Below are 18,844 nucleotides of genomic sequence, written 5' to 3' on the forward strand. Positions count from 1 at the left end.
TAACCAGGTCGAGTTGTCGATGGCTGCTGCCGCCTGCCTCCGATGGGCACAGATCACGTCCCCGCCAGTGTGGGGTAGTCCGGTGATCGGAAAGCGGTGCACTCGGGCGTAACGCGAGCTACTCGTGGGCGCACGGTGACAGCCAGGACGGCACCCCGCCAACCCCGATTTCTTTCTGGAGCCCCCGAGTGAGCAAGCGCACCTTCCAGCCGAACAACCGTCGTCGCGCGAAGACCCACGGCTTCCGGCTGCGTATGCGCACCCGTGCCGGCCGCGCGATTCTCGCGTCCCGCCGTAGCAAGGGTCGCGCCCGTCTGTCCGCCTGATCCCGGTCAGGTCATGACGTCGTGCTGCCCACCGAGAACCGGCTGAGGCGGCGCGAGGACTTCGCGACCGCGGTACGGCGAGGACGCAGGGCCGGACGCCCTCTCCTCGTCGTCCACCTACGAAGCGGTGCCACGGACCCGCACGCGCCTGGGGAGAGCGCTCCCCCGACGCGTGCGGGTTTCGTCGTGAGCAAGGCGGTGGGTGGCGCGGTCATACGCAACAGAGTCAAGCGCAGACTGCGTCACCTGATGCGCGAGCGAGTCACCGACCTGCCCCCCGGTAGCCTGGTAGTCGTACGGGCGTTGCCCGGGGCGGGTGACGCCGACCATGCACAGCTGGCCCGAGACCTGGATGCCGCGCTTCAGCGGCTGCTGGGAGGGGGTGCGCGATGAAGTACCCGCTGCTGGCGCTGATCAAGCTCTACCAGTGGACGATCAGCCCGTTGCTCGGGCCCGTGTGCAAGTACTACCCGTCGTGTTCCCACTACGGCTACACGGCCATAGACCGGCACGGCGCGATCAAGGGCACGGCGCTCACCGCCTGGCGCATCCTCCGGTGCAATCCGTGGTCGCTGGGCGGTGTGGACCATGTCCCGCCGCGCAAGCGCCCGCGGTGGCACGAAATGCTGCGCGGCGCATGGCGTGCACGCAAGGGCGGGCCCTCCGCCGCCGACCCGGCCACCGAGGGACAGAATTCTGTGAGTCCTTCGAGCCCGGCCGCAGAGACCTCGTCCCATGCCCAAGGAGCATGATTAGTGGACACGATTGCCAGCCTCTTCAGCTTTATCACCACACCCGTCTCGTGGGTCATCGTCCAGTTCCACAGTCTGTACGGTGCGATCTTCGGCCCTGACACGGGCTGGGCCTGGGGCCTGTCCATCGTGTCCCTCGTGGTGCTCATCCGTATCTGCCTGATCCCGCTCTTCGTGAAGCAGATCAAGGCGACGCGCGCGATGCAGACGCTCCAGCCGGAGATGAAGAAGATCCAGGAGCGCTACAAGAACGACAAGCAGCGCCAGTCCGAAGAGATGATGAAGCTGTACAAGGAGACGGGTACCAACCCGCTCTCCTCGTGCCTTCCCATCCTGGCGCAGTCGCCGTTCTTCTTCGCCCTGTACCACGTGCTCAACAGCATCGCGTCGAACGACACCATCGGTGTGATCAACGAACGGCTGCTGGAGAGCGCGCAGAAGGCGCACATCTTCGGTGCCCCGCTGGCCGCGAAGTTCACCGACAGCTCGTCGAAGGTCGAGGCGCTCGGCTCCTCGATCACCGATGTGCGGATCGTGACCGCGATCATGATCGTCCTGATGTCGCTGTCGCAGTTCTACACGCAGCGCCAGCTGATGACGAAGAACGTCGACACCACGGTGAAGACGCCGTTCATGCAGCAGCAGAAGATGCTGATGTACGTCTTCCCCGTCATCTTCGCCGTCTTCGGCATCAACTTCCCCGTCGGTGTCCTCGTCTACTGGCTGACCACCAACCTGTGGACCATGGGCCAGCAGATGTACGTCATCCACAACAACCCGACCCCGGGTTCCAAGGCCCAGGCCGCCTACCTGGAGCGCCTGCACAAGTACGTCACGCACCACAGCAAGGCCCGTGGGCGCCGCGACCGGACCATGATCAAGGCGATCGTCGCCAAGGGCCGGGACCGCAACGAGTACGAGCGCAAGTTCATCAACGGTCTGACGAAGGCGGGCCTCGCCGCCCAGGCCGACGGCAGCGTGGTCAAGAGCGAGAGCGCGGTCGCCGTCGCGACCGAGGACGGTGCCACCACCACCGCCACTCCCAAGCGTCAGCAGCCCAAGCGGCAGCCGAAGTCCAAGCGCCAGTCCGGCGGCGCCAAGCCCGCCGGTGGCGGCGAGAAGTCCTCGTCAGCCGCTGAGGGCGACAAGTCCTCGTCGACGACGTCGCTGAGCAAGGACGACGAGCCGCAGGACGCCAAGCCGTCCGGATCCGCCGGGAAGGCGAAGTCCGGCGGCGGCCGAAGCCGGGCCCAGTCCGGTCAGCGCAAGGGCCCGCAGCGGCCCAAGTCCCCGACCAAGAAGTAAGAAGGAGTCCATCCCGTGACGGAAGGCACCACCTCCGCCGCTGCCGAGGGCGCAGACACCCTGACCCGCCTGGAGCAGGAGGGCGACATCGCGGCGGACTACCTCGAGGGTCTGCTGGACATCGCCGACCTCGACGGTGACATCGACATGGACGTCGAGGGCGACCGCGCCTCTGTCTCGATCATCAGCGACACCGGCAGCCGTGACCTCCAGAAGCTGGTCGGCCGGGACGGCGAGGTGCTGGAGGCGCTCCAGGAGCTGACGCGTCTGGCCGTGCACCGGGAGACCGGTGACCGCAGCCGACTGATGCTGGACATCGCGGGCTACCGGGCCAAGAAGCGCACCGAGCTGTCCGAGCTGGGTGCCAAGGCGGCAGCCGAGGCCAAGAGCAGCGGTGAGCCCGTCAAGATGAAGCCGATGACGCCGTTCGAGCGCAAGGTCGTGCACGACGCGGTCAAGGCCGCGGGCCTGCGCAGCGAGTCCGAGGGCGAGGAGCCGCAGCGGTTCGTCGTCGTGCTGCCCGCCTGAGCGGTCCCTACTTCCTCCGGCCCCGTCTGTTGCGCAGGCGGGGCCGGACTTTGTCAGCCTGGTAGTTCTGGACACGGCGCTCGGCGCGCCGATGCGGTACGGAAGGACGGTCCCCGTGACGGAGGCAGCTGAACTCCCCCCTGTGCCCGAGCAGGCCCGCGATGTATTCGGCGAGCGCTTCGGGGATGCGGTCCGGTACGCGGAGCTTCTGGCCGAGGCGGGAGTGCAGCGCGGGCTCATCGGTCCGCGTGAGGTGCCCCGGCTGTGGGAGAGGCATCTGCTGAACTGCGCGGTGCTCTCCGAGGTCGTGCCCGAGAGCGTGACCGTGTGCGATGTCGGATCGGGGGCCGGACTGCCCGGCATCCCGCTGGCGCTCGTCCGCGACGACCTGAAGATCACGCTGCTGGAGCCGCTGCTGCGGCGTACGAACTTCCTGACCGAGGTCGTCGAGCTGCTCGGCCTCGATCATGTGACCGTCGTGCGAGGGCGTGCCGAAGAGGTCATGGGCAAGTTGCCGCCGGTCCATGTGGTGACGGCGCGGGCCGTGGCGCCGCTGGACCGGTTGGCCACCTGGGGCATCCCGCTGCTCCGCCCCTACGGCGAGATGTTGGCGCTCAAGGGCGACACCGCCGAGGAGGAGCTGAAAAGCGCGGCGACCGCGCTGAGCAAGCTCGGCGCGGTGGAGACGTCCATCCTGCATGTGGGTGAAGGCGTCGTGGACCCGATGTCCACCGTGGTGCGTGTGGAGGTCGGGGAGAGCCCGGGTGGGGTGCGGTTTGCGGCCAAGAGGGCCAAGGCGGCACGGACGGGAAGAGCGCGCCGCCGCCGCTGATCGCTCAGGGCTACAGGTCGTACTCCACACAAGCTGTCAAACCTACGCATGCCGGAGTGTCTCCCGGGCGCGGCCCTGGCCGCTGTGCATCGTGTTTCACGTGAAACGTCGCTCACTGCTGCACGGCATCATCAGTCGCGGCCGCGCTGCGGCCGAACCTCGCGACCGTAAGCCTCTCGGCTCGCTTGGCGAGGCTTCTTCCGCTTCTTCCGCACCTACCGCTCCTCCTGCATCCGCTCCTTCCGATGACCCTCCGGTGCCCCATCGGGGCACGGAGTTGTCCACAGAGGTGGATTTCTCCACAGAACACCAGGCCTCACTGGTTCACGACCCCGAAGGCATGGGAGGCTCTGTTCATTGCGAGCCTGAAGTCGAGGAGAGTGAATCCTTGCGGTCCGACGCCAACATCGCGGGACCGATGACCGATCCGGTCCCCGGTCCCCGTACCGAGTCGATGGGGGACGATGTTTCACGTGAAACACCGCCCCCGATGGACGACACTCCCATCGGTCGTGCTGCCCAACTGGCGGTTGAGGCTCTGGGCCGCGCGGGCGAGGGTCTGCCGCGGCCCGAGCAGACCCGTGTCATCGTGGTCGCGAACCAGAAGGGTGGCGTGGGCAAGACGACGACAACCGTCAACCTTGCCGCGTCGCTGGCGCTGCACGGCGCCCGTGTCCTGGTGATCGACCTCGACCCACAGGGAAATGCCTCCACCGCGCTGGGGATCGACCATCACGCCGAAGTTCCTTCCATCTACGACGTGTTGGTGGAGAGCAAGCCGCTCTCGGAGGTGGTCCAGCCTGTCCCCGATGTCGAGGGTCTCTTCTGCGCACCCGCCACGATCGATCTCGCCGGTGCGGAGATCGAGCTGGTGTCCCTCGTGGCACGCGAGAGTCGCCTCCAGCGGGCCATCCAGGCCTATGAGCAGCCGCTGGACTACGTCCTCATCGACTGCCCGCCCTCGCTCGGTCTGCTGACGGTCAACGCGCTCGTCGCGGGCCAGGAGGTGCTCATCCCGATCCAGTGCGAGTACTACGCGCTGGAAGGGCTGGGCCAGCTGCTGCGCAATGTCGATCTGGTGCGGGGGCACCTCAACCCCACACTGCATGTATCGACGATTCTGCTCACCATGTACGACGGCCGGACGCGCCTCGCGTCCCAGGTCGCGGACGAGGTGCGCACCCACTTCGGTGACGAGGTGCTGCGGACGAGCATTCCTCGCTCGGTCCGTATCTCCGAGGCGCCGAGCTATGGGCAGACGGTGCTGACCTACGATCCAGGATCGAGCGGTGCCCTCTCCTACCTTGAGGCAGCACGGGAAATCGCGCTGAAGGGCGTGGACGTCGGCTACGACGCGACGCACGCCCATATCGGCGCTCAGAGCGATCAGAGCATGGTGGAGGGGATTCAGTGAGCGAGCGACGGAGGGGGCTGGGCCGGGGACTTGGCGCACTGATCCCTGCCGCACCGACCGAGCGGACACCGGCCCAGACCGCGGTCGGGGGCACTGCTTCCCCGTCACCGACGGCGGTCCCGGTGCTGACGACCGACCGTGGGGTGGCCGCGGCGAAGGTGGCCACACTGCCGCCTGTTTCACGTGAAACAGAGGAGCCATCGATCAACGGCGCTGCGGAGGCGCCCGCGACCGTCATGGGTGCCCACTTCGCCGAGATCCCCCTTGAGGCCATCACGCCCAACCCTCGGCAGCCGCGTGAGGTCTTCGACGAGGATGCGCTGCAAGAGCTGGTCACCTCCATCAAGGAGGTCGGCCTTCTCCAGCCCGTCGTCGTACGGCAGCTCGGCCCGGGCCGCTATGAGCTGATCATGGGCGAGCGGCGGTGGCGGGCCTGCCGTGAGGCGGGGCTGGAGGCGATCCCGGCGATCGTGCGGGCCACGGAGGACGAGAAGCTCCTCCTGGACGCCCTGCTGGAGAACCTGCACCGGGCGCAGCTGAACCCGCTGGAGGAGGCGGCCGCCTACGACCAGTTGCTGAAGGACTTCAGCTGCACGCATGACCAGTTGGCGGATCGGATCGGGCGCTCCCGCCCGCAGGTCTCCAACACCCTGCGGCTGCTGAAGCTCTCTCCGGCGGTGCAGCGGCGGGTGGCGGCCGGAGTGCTCTCCGCGGGCCATGCCCGGGCGCTGCTGTCTGTGGAGGACTCCGAGGAGCAGGACCGGCTGGCGCACCGGATCGTGGCCGAGGGCCTCTCGGTGCGGGCCGTCGAGGAGATCGTGACCCTGATGGGCTCGCGGCCCGCGGCGACCCAGCGCTCCAAGGGACCGCGGGCCGGTGCCCGGGTCTCCCCGGCGCTGGCCGACCTCGCGACCCGGCTGTCCGACCGCTTCGAGACCCGGGTGAAGGTCGACCTGGGGCAGAAGAAGGGCAAGATCACCGTCGAGTTCGCTTCCATGGAGGACCTGGAGCGGATCCTCGGCAGCCTCGCTCCCGGCGAGGGGCCCGTGCTCCAGCGGAGCCTTGAGGACGACGAGTCCGAGGAAACAGACGTCTGAGCCGTCTTGGTGCGGGCCGTGTCCGGTGTGTCCCGGACAGGGCCCGCACTTTGCTTTTTGGCGGTATCGGCGGAATCGCTTCGTGGATACGATGCGATCGGGTAGAGCGCAGCCACCTGACAGCCAGCTCTGAGGGGAGGCGGGACCGTGCGAGCAATGAGCCGGACCGGACTGGTGAGCGCGGGACTGGGGTTGGGCGCGGTCGGTGGATTCATCGGCAGTTTGCTCAGAGAACGGAGCGCTCTGACAGCCGCCCGCGATGCGGCGGGTGCAGGAAGCGAGGAACAGCTTTCATGGGGCGTCGGCTCGTACCGCTCACGCTGGACAACCTTCAGGACCTACCCCAGCGCTGTCGCTCGTGCGTCTTCTGGGAGCTGGACCCAGTCAGCGGTGAGGCCGCGGTAAAAGCGGGCACGGCCGCGCTGGAGAAGGAAGCCTGGATCTCCGCGGTGCTGCTGGACTGGGGGTCCTGCGGTCGCGTTGTCTATGTCGACGACGTACCGGTGGGCTTCGTGCTGTACGCGCCCCCCGCCTATGTGCCCCGCTCGACGGCGTTCCCCACGAGCCCGGTCGCGCCTGACGCGGTGCAGTTGATGACCGCGTACATCGTTCCGGGGTTTAAGGGGCAGGGGCTGGGCCGGGTGATGGTCCAGACCGTGGCCAAGGATCTGCTGCGCCGGGGCTTCAAGGCGATCGAGGCCTTCGGTGACGCGCGGTGGGAGGAGCCCGCCTGTGTCCTGCCCGCGGATCATCTGCTGGCGGTGGGCTTCAAGACGGTCCGGCCTCATCCGACGTATCCGCGGCTGAGGCTTGAGTTGCGGACGACGCTCTCCTGGAAGGAGGACGTCGAGATGGCGCTGGACCGGCTGCTCGGTGCCGTGCAGAAGGAGCCAGTGCTACGGCCGCTGTGACACGAAGACGGGCCGCCCCTGTGGGGGGCGGCCCGTCTTCGTGTTTCACGTGAAACATTGCCGTCGGCTCGACGGCGTCGATCACTCGGTGATGAAGTCCTCGAGGTCGCGAAGGATCGCGGCCTTCGGCTTGGCGCCGACGATGGTCTTGGCGACCTCACCGTTGGAGTAGACGTTCAGCGTCGGGATCGACATCACGCCGTACTTGGCCGCCGTACCCGGGTTCTCGTCGATGTTGAGCTTGACGATCTCGATCTTGTCGCCGTGCTCCCTGGCGATCGCCTCCAGGGACGGAGCGATCTGGCGGCACGGTCCGCACCAGGCGGCCCAGAAGTCCACCAGGACAGGCTTGTCGCTCTTGAGGACGTCCTGCTCGAAGGAGTCGTCGGTCACGTTCTTCAGGGTGCCGGCCACGGCGGGCTCCTTAACTGGTTGTTGCGTGGGGTGATGAGGGTCAGACAGCGGTCTTCTCGGGCTCGGCCACTTCCTCGTCCGCGAGGGCGGCGAGGAAGCGCTCGGCGTCGAGTGCGGCGGAGCAGCCCGTGCCCGCCGCCGTGATCGCCTGGCGGTAGGTGTGGTCGACCACGTCACCGGCACCGAAGACGCCGGTCAGGTTCGTCCGGGTCGAGGGGGCGTCCACCTTCAGGTAGCCCTCCTCGTCGAGGTCGAGCTGGCCCTTGAACAGCTCGGTGCGCGGGTCATGGCCGATCGCGATGAACAGGCCCGTCACCGGGAGGTCGGACAGCTCGCCGGTTTTGATGTTGCGCAGCTTCAGACCGGACAGCTTCGGGTCGCCCTGGATCTCGGCGACCTCGCTGTCCCAGACGAAGGTGATCTTCGGGTCGGCGAAGGCACGCTCCTGCATCGCCTTGGAGGCGCGCAGGGTGTCACGGCGGTGCACGATCGTCACGGACCTGGCGAAGCGGGAGAGGAAGGTCGCTTCCTCCATCGCGGTGTCACCGCCGCCGATCACGGCGATGTCCTGGTCCTTGAAGAAGAAGCCGTCACAGGTGGCGCACCAGGAGACACCGCGCCCGGAGAGCGCGTCCTCGTTCGGCAGACCGAGCTTGCGGTGCTGGGAGCCGGTGGCGACGATCACGGCCTTCGCGCGGTGGACCGTGCCGGAGGTGTCGGTGACGGTCTTGATCTCACCGGACAGGTCGACGGAGACGATGTCGTCAGCGATGAGTTCGGCACCGAAGCGCTCCGCCTGGGCCCGCATGTTGTCCATCAGTTCGGGGCCCATGATGCCGTCCTGGAAGCCCGGGAAGTTCTCCACCTCGGTGGTGTTCATCAGAGCACCACCAGCCGTTACGGCTCCCTCGAAGATCAGGGGCTTCAGCGACGCGCGCGCGGTGTAGAGCGCCGCCGTGTAACCGGCGGGCCCGGAGCCGATGATGATCACGTTACGAACGTCGCTCACGGCTTGATTCCTCGTCTCTTGACTGAATCGCTCGACCGGTGGAGCCCCTTGCGGACTCTCACCCCACCCAACGGATCCTAAGGGGCGCGCATTCCCACTGTGTCCGGGCACACGGGGAAGCGTTCCGTGTACGGATACCCCAGGAATCGGAGACGGTTCGACGGAAAGGGCCGCCCGCAGGTCAGGGCCGCGGATACGAGTGCTTCAGCAGCACCCTGGACTTCACCGACGACTGATCCACACAGGTCGCGTCCACGAGGTAGGCGGTGACCCGGGTCGGGTCAGCGGCGTCGGGCAGCACGACGAGCAGGGCGTGTGTTCCCCGGTATGTGCCTTCCTTGGCGGCCAGGGCGGCATCCGCGCCGTCGATGCTCTCCAGGACGCACTCGGGGACGGTCACCGAGTCTTCCTTGAGGAGACCGGTGGCATCGGGGCTCGGGACGGACTCCACACCGAAGCCACCGGGGGAACGGGAGCCACCGCGAGGGCTCTGCTGCCCCGCGAGGAGATCCGCGACCTGCTTCTTCAGCCGGTCCTTGGAGAAGGTGTCCGTGGAGGTGGACTGCTCTCCGTGGGCGGTGGTGTCGGGCTGGCCGCCGCTCAGTGACGACCACAGGACGGAGCCGAGTCCCAGGGCCGCGGCCGAGAGGACAGCGCCCAGGACGACGGTCCTGCGTCGGCCGCCCCGCTGACGGCCCTTCCGCCCCGGGCCCGTGGAGGAGACCCGGGGATGTCCCGCGGGACGGTCCGCTGTCGATGTTTCACGTGAAACACGAGCGCTGTCGTCCTCGCCCGTGGGAACCCGGGACGCTTCGACAGGTGTACTGGCTGGCGCCTCGGGCGCGGAGGCGTTCAGCAGCGCCTCAGCGGCCAGGGCGGCGTCGATCCGCCCGGCGACCTCGGCAGGCATGGGTGCGGGGCCCGGCAGGGTGCCGAGCAGTCCGCGGATCTCCTCCAGTGAGGCATGGACGTCGGCGCAGAGGTCGCACTCCTCCAGATGCCGTCGTACCTCGCTGGTCCGGGTCGGGGAGAGCAGTCCTTCGGTGAGGTCGGAGATCTCGGAGACGTCCGGGTGCTCCGCCGAGTCCGTCGTGGATGTCACGCTCGCCCACCTCCGCCCTTCACAGCAGCTGAATCGCTTGGCCCTGGATCTCGCGGACCGTCGTCGCGCGGTCCGGCTGCCGGTGGGACGGATGTCCCCTGCGTCCGGTTCCGTCGCTCCCCCTGTGGTCTGCCGTCGTCGGCGTTCCCCGGTCGCAGATGGGTGAGCAGCGGCAGGAGTCTGGCCCGGCCCCGGGCGCAGCGGCTCTTGACCGTACCGACCGGAACATCGAGGACGCGGGCGGCCTCGGCGACCGGGTAGCCCTGCATGTCCACCAGGACGAGGGCGGCCCGCTGGTCCGCCGGGAGGGTGCCCAGCGCGGCGAGGAGCTGGCGGTGCAGGTCGTTGCGCTCAGCCGGGGCCGAGGCCGACTCGTGCGGCTCCAGGAGCTGCTCCAGCCGCTCGGTGTCGTCCACCGGCGAGGTCTTCCGGGAGGCGGCCTTGCGGGCCCGGTCGAGACAGGCGTTCACGGTGATGCGGTGCAGCCAGGTCGTGACGGCCGACTGGCCGCGGAAGGTGTGGGCGGCCCGGTAGGCGGAGACGAGGGCGTCCTGGACGGCGTCAGCGGCCTCCTCGCGGTCCCTCAGCGTGCGCAGCGCCACCGCCCAGAGCCGGTCACGGTGGCGCCGTACCAGCTCGCCGAAGGCTTCGGGGTCGCCCTTGACATGGCGGGCGAGGAGGTCCTGGTCGCTCACATCGCCGTATGCGATGTCCTTAGCCATCGGGCCCCCTCGCCTTCGGCCGACTCAGCCCGTGAACTTCAGGTCCGTGATGGCCTGCTTGTAGCCCGCGCTGCTGTAGCCGTCCGTGGGTGCGTTCGGGACGGCCGTGATCCACAGCAGTACGTACTGCGTCTTCACTGTCTTCGACGCCTTCACCGTGAGAGAGGTGCCGCTCGTGCTGGCGGTTCCGACCTTCGTCATCCCGTCGATCCCCGTGGACGGGGACAGGGAGTCGGTGGCGTAGAGGACGGCCGTCGTGTGGTCACCGGCGTACCGAAGGCTTATCGAGGCGGCGGAGACCTCCTGGGAGGAGCCGAGATCGTAGACGATGCCCACGCCAGGCTTGTACGGAGCGAGTTCCGGGCCGTCGGTGTAGCGCTTGGTGCGCCAGAACGTGGAGCTGTCGCCGTCGTAGGTGTTGCCGACGTCCTCGGCCGCCTGGGCGTCGCCGCTCGCCACGTACTCCTGAGCGGCCTCGATCGTCAGCGGCTTGGTCGGCTTGGGCTTCTCGTTGCCCTTGTCGTCGTCCTCCGTCGTCTGCGTCTGGTTGGTGTCGTCGGCCTTGTCCCCCTGCTGCATCAGCGCGTCGGCCAGCTGCCAGCTACCCAGGCCGAGGGCGGCGATCAGCAGGGCGGAGACGGCCCACTTCAGTGCCTTGCCGGTACGGCTCTGGAGCGGGGGCGGCGGGGCCGGTACCGGCTGGGTGGCGCCAGGGGGCGCGGTGCGGCCGTAGGTGCCCTGCTGGTAGGTCGTGCGCTGGTACTCGGGCGGCGCGGTGAACGCGGGCTCCGGCGGGCGGATGCGGGGCATCTCGCCGATCGCCTTCACCAACTCCTCCGGCGTGGTGCACGCCGACTCATGACGGGAGGCGGTGGCGCCGTCGTTGACCAGCGCGCGCATGGCCAGCTCCGACAGGCCGCGGTGGACACCGGCGCGCACCTGGTCGGGGGCGATGAGACCGACGTCCTTGGGCAGCCCCGACAGGCCGTAGGCGTCGCTCTCGTACGGCCAGCGCTGGGTGAGCGCCGCGTACAGCAGGGCGCCGATCGCCTCGGTGTCGGTGCGCTGCGGGGTGTCCGAACTGATGCCGCGCAGGGCGGCGTTGACGGCGAGGCCGCGGATGCGCCACTGGCCGGTGGAGGCCCGCAGTACGGCGTTGGGGTTCAGCCGCAGATGGGCGAGGCCCTCGCGGTGCGCGGCGGCCATGGCACCGGCCACCTGGCTGACCATCTGGTAGGCGTCGTGCGGCTCCAGCGGGCCCGCGGACAGCAGAGTGGTCAGTTCGGTGGCGTCGGGCAGCCATTCGTGGACCACGTAGACGAGGTCGTTCTCCTCGACCGCGTCCAGCACCTGGACGAAGCGGGGGTCGCCCAACAGGGCGGAGGAGCGGGCGGCGGCGAGCACGGACCGGGCCCGGGAATGGTCCGCGGGCAGTACATGGACGCCGACGGCGCGGCGGAGTTTCTCGTCGACCGCACGCCAACTGCTGAAGCCGTCCAGACGGGTGACGCACTCCTCGAGGCGGTAGCGTCTGGCGAGCTTGTGACCGCTGTGCAGTTCGGGCGGTGAGGTCTTACCGGGACCGTCGGTCCCGCCCCTCCCCGGTGCCTCGTCGTTCTTCGTGTCCCGCTCCAGGTTCTGGGCCACCCCGTCGGCCGTGGACTGGTCCGCCTGATCCGCCTTGGCGGTCAGCGGCTTGTCGCCGCTGCTGTCTGCCACGTCGACGGCAGCCGTGCTCCGTTCCGCCACCGTCGTTCCTGCCTCCCCATCCATCGCGCGCCGTTCGACCCCGTGCGCGCCGTCCGACGCCGAAACCAATTGTGCCCACAGTCCGCCGCTATGCACGACACACGATGGCGGACGATGGTTGTGCGCTTACCCCCGAGTCAGCGCCCCAGACGCCCACGAACCATGCCGACGAGCGAGTTCAGCTCCGCCACCCGCATTTTGCGGGCGCCGACGTAGAAGACGATGAGCAGTACCGCACCACCGGCCAGCAGCGCGGCGAAAGACCCGGCGACTCCCTGGCCGAGTACCTGGGTGATGCCGTAGCAGGCGGCCCCGGCGAGCAGCGCCGCCGGTACCGAGGCGATGCTCAGCCGGGCGTAGGTGCGCAGCACCCGGGCCCCGTCGAGATCGCCGCCGAGCCGCATCCGCAGCCGCCGCCAGGCCACACCGACGCCGATCACATAGGCCAGGCCGTACGAGGCGGCCATGCCGACCACGGCCCAGCGCGGCGGCAGCAGGACGAAGCAGAGCGCCGACGCGCCCGCGTTGACCGCGGCGACGATGACCGTGTTGTAGAAGGGCGTGCGGGTGTCCTCGTAGGCGTAGAAGGCCCGCAGGACGACGTACTGCACGGAGTACGGGATCAGTCCGAGGCCGAACGCCATCAGCATGTAGCCCATGTTCGTGGCCGCGCCGCTGCCCGAGGAGCCGAAGATCAGGGTGCACATCGGGACGCCGAGCGCGACGAACCCGAAGGCCAGCGGCACGATCGCGACGGCCGTGGTGCGCAGGCCCTGAGAGATGTCGTCTCGGACGGCGCCGCCGTCGTCCTCGGCTGCCGAGCGGGAGATACGCGGCAGCAGGGCGGCCATCAGGGAGACGGTGATGATGGCCTGTGGCAGGCCCCAGATCAGCTGGGCGTTGGCGTAGGCGCTGAAGCCGGTGCCGGGGATGCTGGTGTCGGCGACGGCCGCGGTGGCCAGCTGGGTGACGACGAGCGCGCCCGCCTGGTTGGCGAGGACGAACAGGATCGTCCACTTGGCGAGCATCGCGGCCTTGCCGAGGCCGTGGCCCTTCCAGTCGAACCGCAGCCGCAGCCGGAACCCGGTCTCGCGCAGGTACGGGATCATCGCCAGTGCCTGGACGACCAGGCCGAGCAGGATGCCGAGGCCGAGGAGCTGCTGGCCCTCCGGCGGGATGCTCGTGACCTTCATGCCGGAGTGCTCGGCGGAGCCGTACACCCACAGGAACATGGAGAGCGTGACGATGATGACGACGTTGTTGAGGACCGGCGTCCACATCATCGCGCCGAAACGGCCACGGGCGTTGAGGATCTGACCCATCACCACATGGATGCCCATGAAGAAGATGGAGGGCAGGAAGTAGCGGGTGAAGGTGATGCCGACCTCGTTGGCCGCGGGGTCGCTCGCCACGGAGTTCGACAGCGCGCGGATCAGCAGGGGCGCCGCGAACATCGCGATCAGGGTGAGCAGTCCGAGCGCCACCATGACCAGGGTCAGCAGGCGGTTGGCGTAGGCCTCGCCGCCGTCCTCGTCGTCCTTCATGGCGCGCACGAGCTGCGGCACGAAGACGGAGTTGAGGCCGCCGCCGACGGTGAGGATGTAGATCATCGTCGGCAGCTGGTAGGCCACCTGGAAGGTGTCGCCGAGGAGGGCGGTGCCGAGGGCCGAGACGATCAGGGCCGAGCGGATGAAGCCGGTCAGGCGGGACACCATCGTGCCCGCGGCCATCACGGCGCTCGACTTCAGCAGGCCGCCCGCCCGGCCGCTCCTCTTCGGAGCGGAGGCGGGTACGGGGTCGGGTGCTTCCGCCGCCGTGGGTGAGGGTGTCGCAGCCGGGGCCGCGGGCTGTTGGGCGTAGGCGCCCGCGTTGCCGTACTGGCCCGCGGGGTACTGACCGGCGCCGTACGGGCCCGCGTTGTACGGTCCCGCGCCGGTCGGGTCAGCCGGTCCCGGGCCCATGCCCGGCTCGGCCGCCTGGCCTGGTACCGCGGGGTGGTCCGTCGGCGGGTACTGGTGCTGGTGCGTCCCGCCCTGCTGCTGGTCCCGGAACAGGTGCGCGAAGGCGTCCGGCTGCCGACGCTCCGCGCCGGACTGGCTGACCAGGTCGTCGACGCCCACGTACTGCGTGTTGCGCGGGTCGTCGCCGTACGGCAGGTACTGGGTCGGGCCTTCCGGTTCGGGCGCCGGGGTCTGGGCCCAGACACGCGGGTCGGGGGCGTACGGCGAGGGGGGAGGCTGGGCGTACAGCTGCTGCGGCGGCGGATAGGTGCCCGGGGGTGGCGGAGGGTGCGCGGCGCGGTCGTAGAGCGCCTCGCCGACCGGGTCCTGCGCCGAGAGGTCCTGCGCCCGGTAGGGATCCTGGTCGTAGGCGTCCTGGAGGTACATGTCCGCCGGGTGCTGCGGGGGCACCTGGCCGTGCTCGGGCGGCGGGCCCTCGGGGGAGCCCGAGCTGCCCGTGGCCTGGCCACGGTCACCGTCGTACGGCGCGTTCATGCTTACCCCACCTCATCGGGTCCCGGCCCCACCGGCCTCGGCGTCCTCAACGGTCCACTCTCTCACCCGTCCCGGACGGGTCGGCGCTTTCCGCTGGGGTGTCCGGCGTCGGGTCACTCGGCTGCTGCGGGTCGTCTGCCCCGGCGTGCGTGCCGGACTCCTCCGTGTGACGTCCCGCGGGGTCCTCGGGGTTTCCCGGGTCGCCGGTGGAGTCGTCGGTGCCCTCCGCACCGGCCGCCGCCTTGGTGTCCTCGGCCTCTTCGGCCTCTTCGGCTTCCTCGACCTCTTCGGCTTCCTCGGCCCGGCGGGCGGCGGCGCGCTTGCGCTGGGTGTACATACGGAAGCCCGCGAGGACGAGCAGCAGCACACCGCCGCCGATGACCAGCATCACGGTGGCCGTGACCTCGGTGACCTTCACATCGAACGTGACCGGCGCCCCGTAGGCCTGGCCGTCCTCCGTGAACAACTGGGCCACCACGGTGACCCGGCCGTTGGCGTTGGCGGACGTGGTGAACTTCACCGACTGGCTGTGCCCGCCGGAGACCGTCACGGGCTTCTCGGAGTAGGCGTTGCCGCCGATCTCCAGCCGGGTCGGGCTGGTCGAGGTGAGCCGCAGCACCAGGTTGTCGACGCCCTGCACCAGGTTGTTCTGCACGGTCACCGGGATGACGGCGCTGCGGCCGGAGAGCTTGGTCTCCGACTTGTCGATCAGTCTGACCTGGTCGGTCAGATCGTCCAGATAGCTTTCCACGCCGTCGCGGAAGGCGGTCGCCTCGGCCGCCCGGCCGCGCCACGACGTGGACATCTCACGGTTTATGGCCCGCCCGAAGGGGGTCACCACCCGGGACTCGTCGCTGAGGATCACCTTGAAGTGGTCGAGCTTGTCCTGAGTGGTCGCGACCTGCTCGAAGGTCGCGCGCGGCAGCTCCCGCTTGCGTAGCGACGAGGGGTACGAGGAGCCCGACGGCACCTTCGTGGTGGCCGCGGGGTCGGGCTTGGCCTGGGCGGTCGCGGTGAGGTCCTGGGCTTCGGACCAGGTGCCACCCTGCAGAGCGGTCACCGCCTCGGCCATCGCCCGAGCCTGGCTCGGGGTCGGCATCCGCTGCGGGGCGACCACGATGCTGCGCTGCTTGCCCGTCTGGAGGTTCAGGCTGAGGCTCTGGGCCAGGAACCGCTGTACGGCCAGCGTGGTCGCGGACGCCCTCGTCAGATCCCCCTGGAACGCCGTCGACAGCCGCGAGTCCGCGACCACCGCCGTGGTGCCACCGCCGATCGGACGGGCCGCGGAGGGCGTGTACGGCAGGCCGCCGGTCTCCTCCAGGCTGTCGCTGCGCGCGATCACCTTGTCGGCTCCGGCGGAGGTGGCGACCTTGACGATCGACGGGTCCACGGCGCCGTTCACCGGCCACGCGAAGTCGGTGCTCGGTGTCACGTGCAGCACGGACCGTACGGTGGTGGCGGCGACGTCGGTGGCGTCCTTGAGGTGGCTCAGCGAGCCGGTGACGGCGGTGCCGTTGTGGGCGAGGGAGGCCAGGTCGGGGTCGCCGAACGGCAGGGCGACGACCTCCTTGCCCGCGACCGCCTTCTGCAGCTGGGCGAGCCACTGCTTGGCGACGGCCTGGTGGGTGCCGGGCGTGGTGGTGTCGCCCTCGCCCTGGATCTCGTAGCCGCGTGTCATGGCGTCCACGGAGGCCAGCAGGTCCGGGTCGATCACCCAGGTGACGTCGAGGTCCCGGCCCAGCGACACGAGCTGCTCCAGACGGCCGCCCGCGGAGATCTCCTTGGTCAGGTCGTCATTGCTGAAGACGGGGGTCTGCTGTTCGTTCGACCCGGTCTCCGCCGTCATGTGGGAGCTGGCCATGACCGGCCACAGGAAGGTCGTCTTCGTGGTCCGGTCGGAGCCGTCGGGCTGCCACGGCAGGAAGGTCCGCTGGATGCCGAGCACCTGCTCCCACGGCTGCGCGGACGTCTCGCCGGACAGCGAGACGCCGAGCTGGTAGACCCCGCTGTTCCCGAGGTCCAGCTCCTCGACCGGCACCGAGATGCTGAAGCGCTGGGCGACGCCCGGGGTCAGCTTGTCGAATTCCTGGGCGTGGGAGTCGTCGACCTCGACGCCGTCGGTGCCGAAGGCGTAGTCGGTGCGCTGGGAGACGCTGTCGATCTCCGAGCGGGTGGTCAGCTCGGGGCCCACCCGCAGATCGACATGGGCGTCCGTGATCGGCTGCTTGCCCTTGTTCGTGACGGTGCCCGAGACGGTCAGGGTGTCGTCCTCGCCGGGCACGGCGGGGCTGAGCGAGTCCAGGGCGACGGCCACCGTGCGCGAGCCCGAAGCCTCCTTGGCGGAGGTCTGCACGGCGGCGTCCGCTGTCTGGGGGGCGGGAAGCTGGAGCAGACCGGCCAGCAGCGGGGCGCTCGCGATCAGGGCTGCGGTGCGCCGCAGCCAGGGGCGGGCAGGTGAAGGACCGGTCCCCTGGAAGTCTGGCGCCTCGGCCACGCGCTCGCCCGTCCCTCTTCGTCGTCAGTGGTCGTCGCAATGTGCGTCCACGCATGGTAACGATGCCCGCTGAGGGGAAGTGCCGCGGACTGTGTCACAAGATCGTAGAAGTCGGCGTGCCGACCCGTATGTATACGTATAAAGGGGAACGCCGTCCTGCGCCGGTCAGGGGCGCGCTTGCCGGTGTCCCGGCCACGTACCCTGTCTTGTTGTGCCGAACGCCAACGAAGACAAGCTCAGTGTCCCGAACCAGGTGCAGTTCCGCGCGGCCGACGAGTCGCTGACGGTCGCGCCGGTCGCCGACGACCTCGCGCGCCGCTTTGCCGCGGCCGGATTCTCACTCGCCCTGGTCGGCGGCTCGGTCCGGGACGCGCTGCTCGGCCGGCTCGGCAACGATCTGGACTTCACCACCGACGCCCGCCCCGAGGACGTACTGAAGATCGTCCGGCCCTGGGCGGACGCGGTGTGGGACGTCGGTATCGCCTTCGGCACGGTCGGTGCCCAGAAGGACGGCTACCAGATCGAGGTCACCACCTACCGCTCCGAGGCCTACGACCGCACCTCGCGCAAGCCCGAGGTGTCGTACGGCGATTCCATCGAGGACGATCTGGTCCGGCGTGACTTCACGGCCAACGCGATGGCGGTGGCGCTGCCGCAGAAGGAGTTCATCGACCCGTACGGCGGGCGCCACGATCTCGCGGCGCGGGTGCTGCGCACCCCGGGTACGCCGGAGGAGTCCTTCTCGGACGATCCCCTGCGGATGATGCGCGCGGCGCGCTTCGCCGCTCAGCTCGACTTCGAGGTGGCGCCCGAGGTCGTGACGGCCATGACGGAGATGGCCGGACGCATCGAGATCGTCTCCGCCGAGCGGGTCCGGGACGAGCTGAACAAGCTGATCCTCTCCGCGCACCCGCGTAAGGGCCTGGCCCTGCTCGTCGAGACCGGTCTCGCCGACCATGTGCTGCCGGAGCTGCCCGCCCTGCGGCTGGAGAGTGACGAGCACCACCGGCACAAGGACGTCTACGACCACACGCTGATCGTGCTGGAGCAGGCGATGGCGCTGGAGGAGAACGGCCCCGACCTCACCCTGAGGCTGGCCGCGCTGCTGCACGACATCGGCAAGCCGCGCACACGGCGCTTCGAGAAGGACGGCCGGGTCTCCTTCCACCACCACGAGGTGGTCGGCGCGAAGATGACCAAGAAGCGCATGACGGCGCTGAAGTACTCGAACGAACTGGTGAGGGACGTCTCACGGCTGGTGGAACTCCATCTGCGGTTCCATGGCTATGGCACCGGCGAGTGGACCGACTCCGCCGTCCGTCGTTATGTCCGTGACGCCGGGCACCTGCTGGACCGGCTGCACAAGCTGACCCGCTCGGACTGCACGACCCGCAACAAGCGCAAGGCCGCCGCGCTGTCCCGGGCGTACGACGGCCTGGAGGACCGCATCGCGCAGCTCCAGGAGCAGGAGGAGCTGGACTCGATCCGTCCCGACCTCGACGGCAACGAGATCATGCAGATCCTCGGCATCAAGCCCGGCCCGGCCGTCGGTCGCGCCTACAAGCACCTGCTGGAACTGCGGCTGGAGAACGGCCCGATGGAGCACGACTCCGCCGTGGCGGCGCTGAAGGAGTGGTGGGCCGAGCAGAGCTGAGGCTGTGAAGCGAGGTCATGTTTCACGTGAAACATGACCT

General features: G+C 69.2%; 17 protein-coding genes. 10 read left to right on the top strand and 7 right to left on the bottom strand.

The window, feature by feature from the left end:
* Positions 1 to 188 precede the first annotated feature (188 nt).
* From rpmH to ACFVQG_RS10290, 9 genes are all read left to right on the top strand, one after another.
* The gene (gene rpmH / locus ACFVQG_RS10250; RefSeq protein WP_003956500.1) at positions 189 to 326 is read left to right on the top strand and encodes a 50S ribosomal protein L34; all 138 of its coding nucleotides are present in this window, start codon (positions 189 to 191) and stop codon (positions 324 to 326) included.
* Between the two features lie 21 nt (positions 327 to 347).
* Positions 348 to 719, top strand: coding sequence for a ribonuclease P protein component (gene rnpA / locus ACFVQG_RS10255; protein WP_383379047.1), 372 nt, complete (start codon positions 348 to 350; stop codon positions 717 to 719).
* Complete coding sequence (gene yidD, locus ACFVQG_RS10260; protein WP_360225122.1) at positions 716 to 1,078, top strand: membrane protein insertion efficiency factor YidD; 363 nt, start codon at positions 716 to 718, stop codon at positions 1,076 to 1,078. Before rnpA ends, yidD begins: the two co-directional genes overlap by 4 nt.
* A 3-nt stretch (positions 1,079 to 1,081) precedes the next feature.
* A complete protein-coding gene (gene yidC, locus ACFVQG_RS10265; RefSeq protein ID WP_383379050.1) occupies positions 1,082 to 2,383 on the top strand; it encodes a membrane protein insertase YidC in 1,302 nt (433 codons plus the stop codon).
* A gap of 15 nt (positions 2,384 to 2,398) precedes the next feature.
* A complete protein-coding gene (locus ACFVQG_RS10270) occupies positions 2,399 to 2,911 on the top strand; it encodes a protein jag (protein WP_383379055.1) in 513 nt (170 codons plus the stop codon).
* A 115-nt stretch (positions 2,912 to 3,026) separates the two neighbouring features.
* Entirely contained in the window at positions 3,027 to 3,743 is a 717-nt protein-coding gene (gene rsmG / locus ACFVQG_RS10275; RefSeq protein WP_383379058.1) for a 16S rRNA (guanine(527)-N(7))-methyltransferase RsmG, read from the top strand.
* 340 nt (positions 3,744 to 4,083) lie between these two features.
* Positions 4,084 to 5,157 (top strand): ParA family protein, encoded by a 1,074-nt coding sequence (locus ACFVQG_RS10280; protein ID WP_383379762.1) that lies wholly within the window; start codon positions 4,084 to 4,086, stop codon positions 5,155 to 5,157.
* The gene (locus ACFVQG_RS10285) at positions 5,154 to 6,254 is read left to right on the top strand and encodes a ParB/RepB/Spo0J family partition protein (RefSeq protein ID WP_383379060.1); all 1,101 of its coding nucleotides are present in this window, start codon (positions 5,154 to 5,156) and stop codon (positions 6,252 to 6,254) included. Before ACFVQG_RS10280 ends, ACFVQG_RS10285 begins: the two co-directional genes overlap by 4 nt.
* A gap of 293 nt (positions 6,255 to 6,547) precedes the next feature.
* Positions 6,548 to 7,165, top strand: a complete 618-nt coding sequence (locus ACFVQG_RS10290) for a GNAT family N-acetyltransferase (protein ID WP_383379063.1) — start codon at positions 6,548 to 6,550, stop codon at positions 7,163 to 7,165.
* A gap of 81 nt (positions 7,166 to 7,246) precedes the next feature.
* Here the strand turns inward: ACFVQG_RS10290 and trxA are convergent, their stop codons facing one another.
* From trxA to ACFVQG_RS10325, 7 genes are all read right to left on the bottom strand, one after another.
* Positions 7,247 to 7,579: a thioredoxin gene (gene trxA, locus ACFVQG_RS10295; protein WP_383379066.1), complete on the bottom strand. Its 333-nt coding sequence runs from the start codon at positions 7,577 to 7,579 to the stop codon at positions 7,247 to 7,249.
* A 40-nt stretch (positions 7,580 to 7,619) separates the two neighbouring features.
* A complete protein-coding gene (trxB, locus tag ACFVQG_RS10300; protein WP_383379069.1) occupies positions 7,620 to 8,588 on the bottom strand; it encodes a thioredoxin-disulfide reductase in 969 nt (322 codons plus the stop codon).
* A 181-nt stretch (positions 8,589 to 8,769) separates the two neighbouring features.
* A complete protein-coding gene (locus ACFVQG_RS10305; RefSeq protein ID WP_383379072.1) occupies positions 8,770 to 9,690 on the bottom strand; it encodes an anti-sigma factor family protein in 921 nt (306 codons plus the stop codon).
* The gene (gene sigM, locus ACFVQG_RS10310; protein WP_383379076.1) at positions 9,687 to 10,412 is read right to left on the bottom strand and encodes an RNA polymerase sigma factor SigM; all 726 of its coding nucleotides are present in this window, start codon (positions 10,410 to 10,412) and stop codon (positions 9,687 to 9,689) included. The genes ACFVQG_RS10305 and sigM overlap by 4 nt, the downstream gene beginning before the upstream one ends.
* Positions 10,413 to 10,436: 24 nt before the next feature.
* A complete protein-coding gene (locus tag ACFVQG_RS10315; protein WP_383379079.1) occupies positions 10,437 to 12,161 on the bottom strand; it encodes a protein kinase family protein in 1,725 nt (574 codons plus the stop codon).
* Between the two features lie 137 nt (positions 12,162 to 12,298).
* Entirely contained in the window at positions 12,299 to 14,656 is a 2,358-nt protein-coding gene (murJ, locus tag ACFVQG_RS10320; protein ID WP_383379082.1) for a murein biosynthesis integral membrane protein MurJ, read from the bottom strand.
* A gap of 46 nt (positions 14,657 to 14,702) precedes the next feature.
* Entirely contained in the window at positions 14,703 to 17,150 is a 2,448-nt protein-coding gene (locus ACFVQG_RS10325; RefSeq protein WP_383379085.1) for a DUF6049 family protein, read from the bottom strand.
* A gap of 211 nt (positions 17,151 to 17,361) precedes the next feature.
* Here ACFVQG_RS10325 and ACFVQG_RS10330 point away from each other — a divergent pair, with 211 nt between their 5' ends.
* Complete coding sequence (locus ACFVQG_RS10330; RefSeq protein WP_383379090.1) at positions 17,362 to 18,804, top strand: CCA tRNA nucleotidyltransferase; 1,443 nt, start codon at positions 17,362 to 17,364, stop codon at positions 18,802 to 18,804.
* The last annotated feature ends 40 nt before the right edge of the window (positions 18,805 to 18,844 follow it).

It is taken from the genome of Streptomyces sp. NPDC057877 (assembly GCF_042796855.1).
GTDB lineage: Bacteria > Actinomycetota > Actinomycetes > Streptomycetales > Streptomycetaceae > Streptomyces.

What these genes read in the sequence shown, in the direction of transcription:
- yidD (WP_360225122.1), top strand. Translation starts at nt 716, where the DNA reads ATGAAGTACCCGCTGCTGGCGCTGATCAAGCTCTACCAGTGGACGATC.
- ACFVQG_RS10280 (WP_383379762.1), top strand. Translation starts at nt 4,084, where the DNA reads ATGGGAGGCTCTGTTCATTGCGAGCCTGAAGTCGAGGAGAGTGAATCC.
- ACFVQG_RS10290 (WP_383379063.1), top strand. Translation starts at nt 6,548, where the DNA reads ATGGGGCGTCGGCTCGTACCGCTCACGCTGGACAACCTTCAGGACCTA.
- sigM (WP_383379076.1), bottom strand. Translation starts at nt 10,412, where the DNA reads ATGGCTAAGGACATCGCATACGGCGATGTGAGCGACCAGGACCTCCTC.
- murJ (WP_383379082.1), bottom strand. Translation starts at nt 14,656, where the DNA reads ATGAACGCGCCGTACGACGGTGACCGTGGCCAGGCCACGGGCAGCTCG.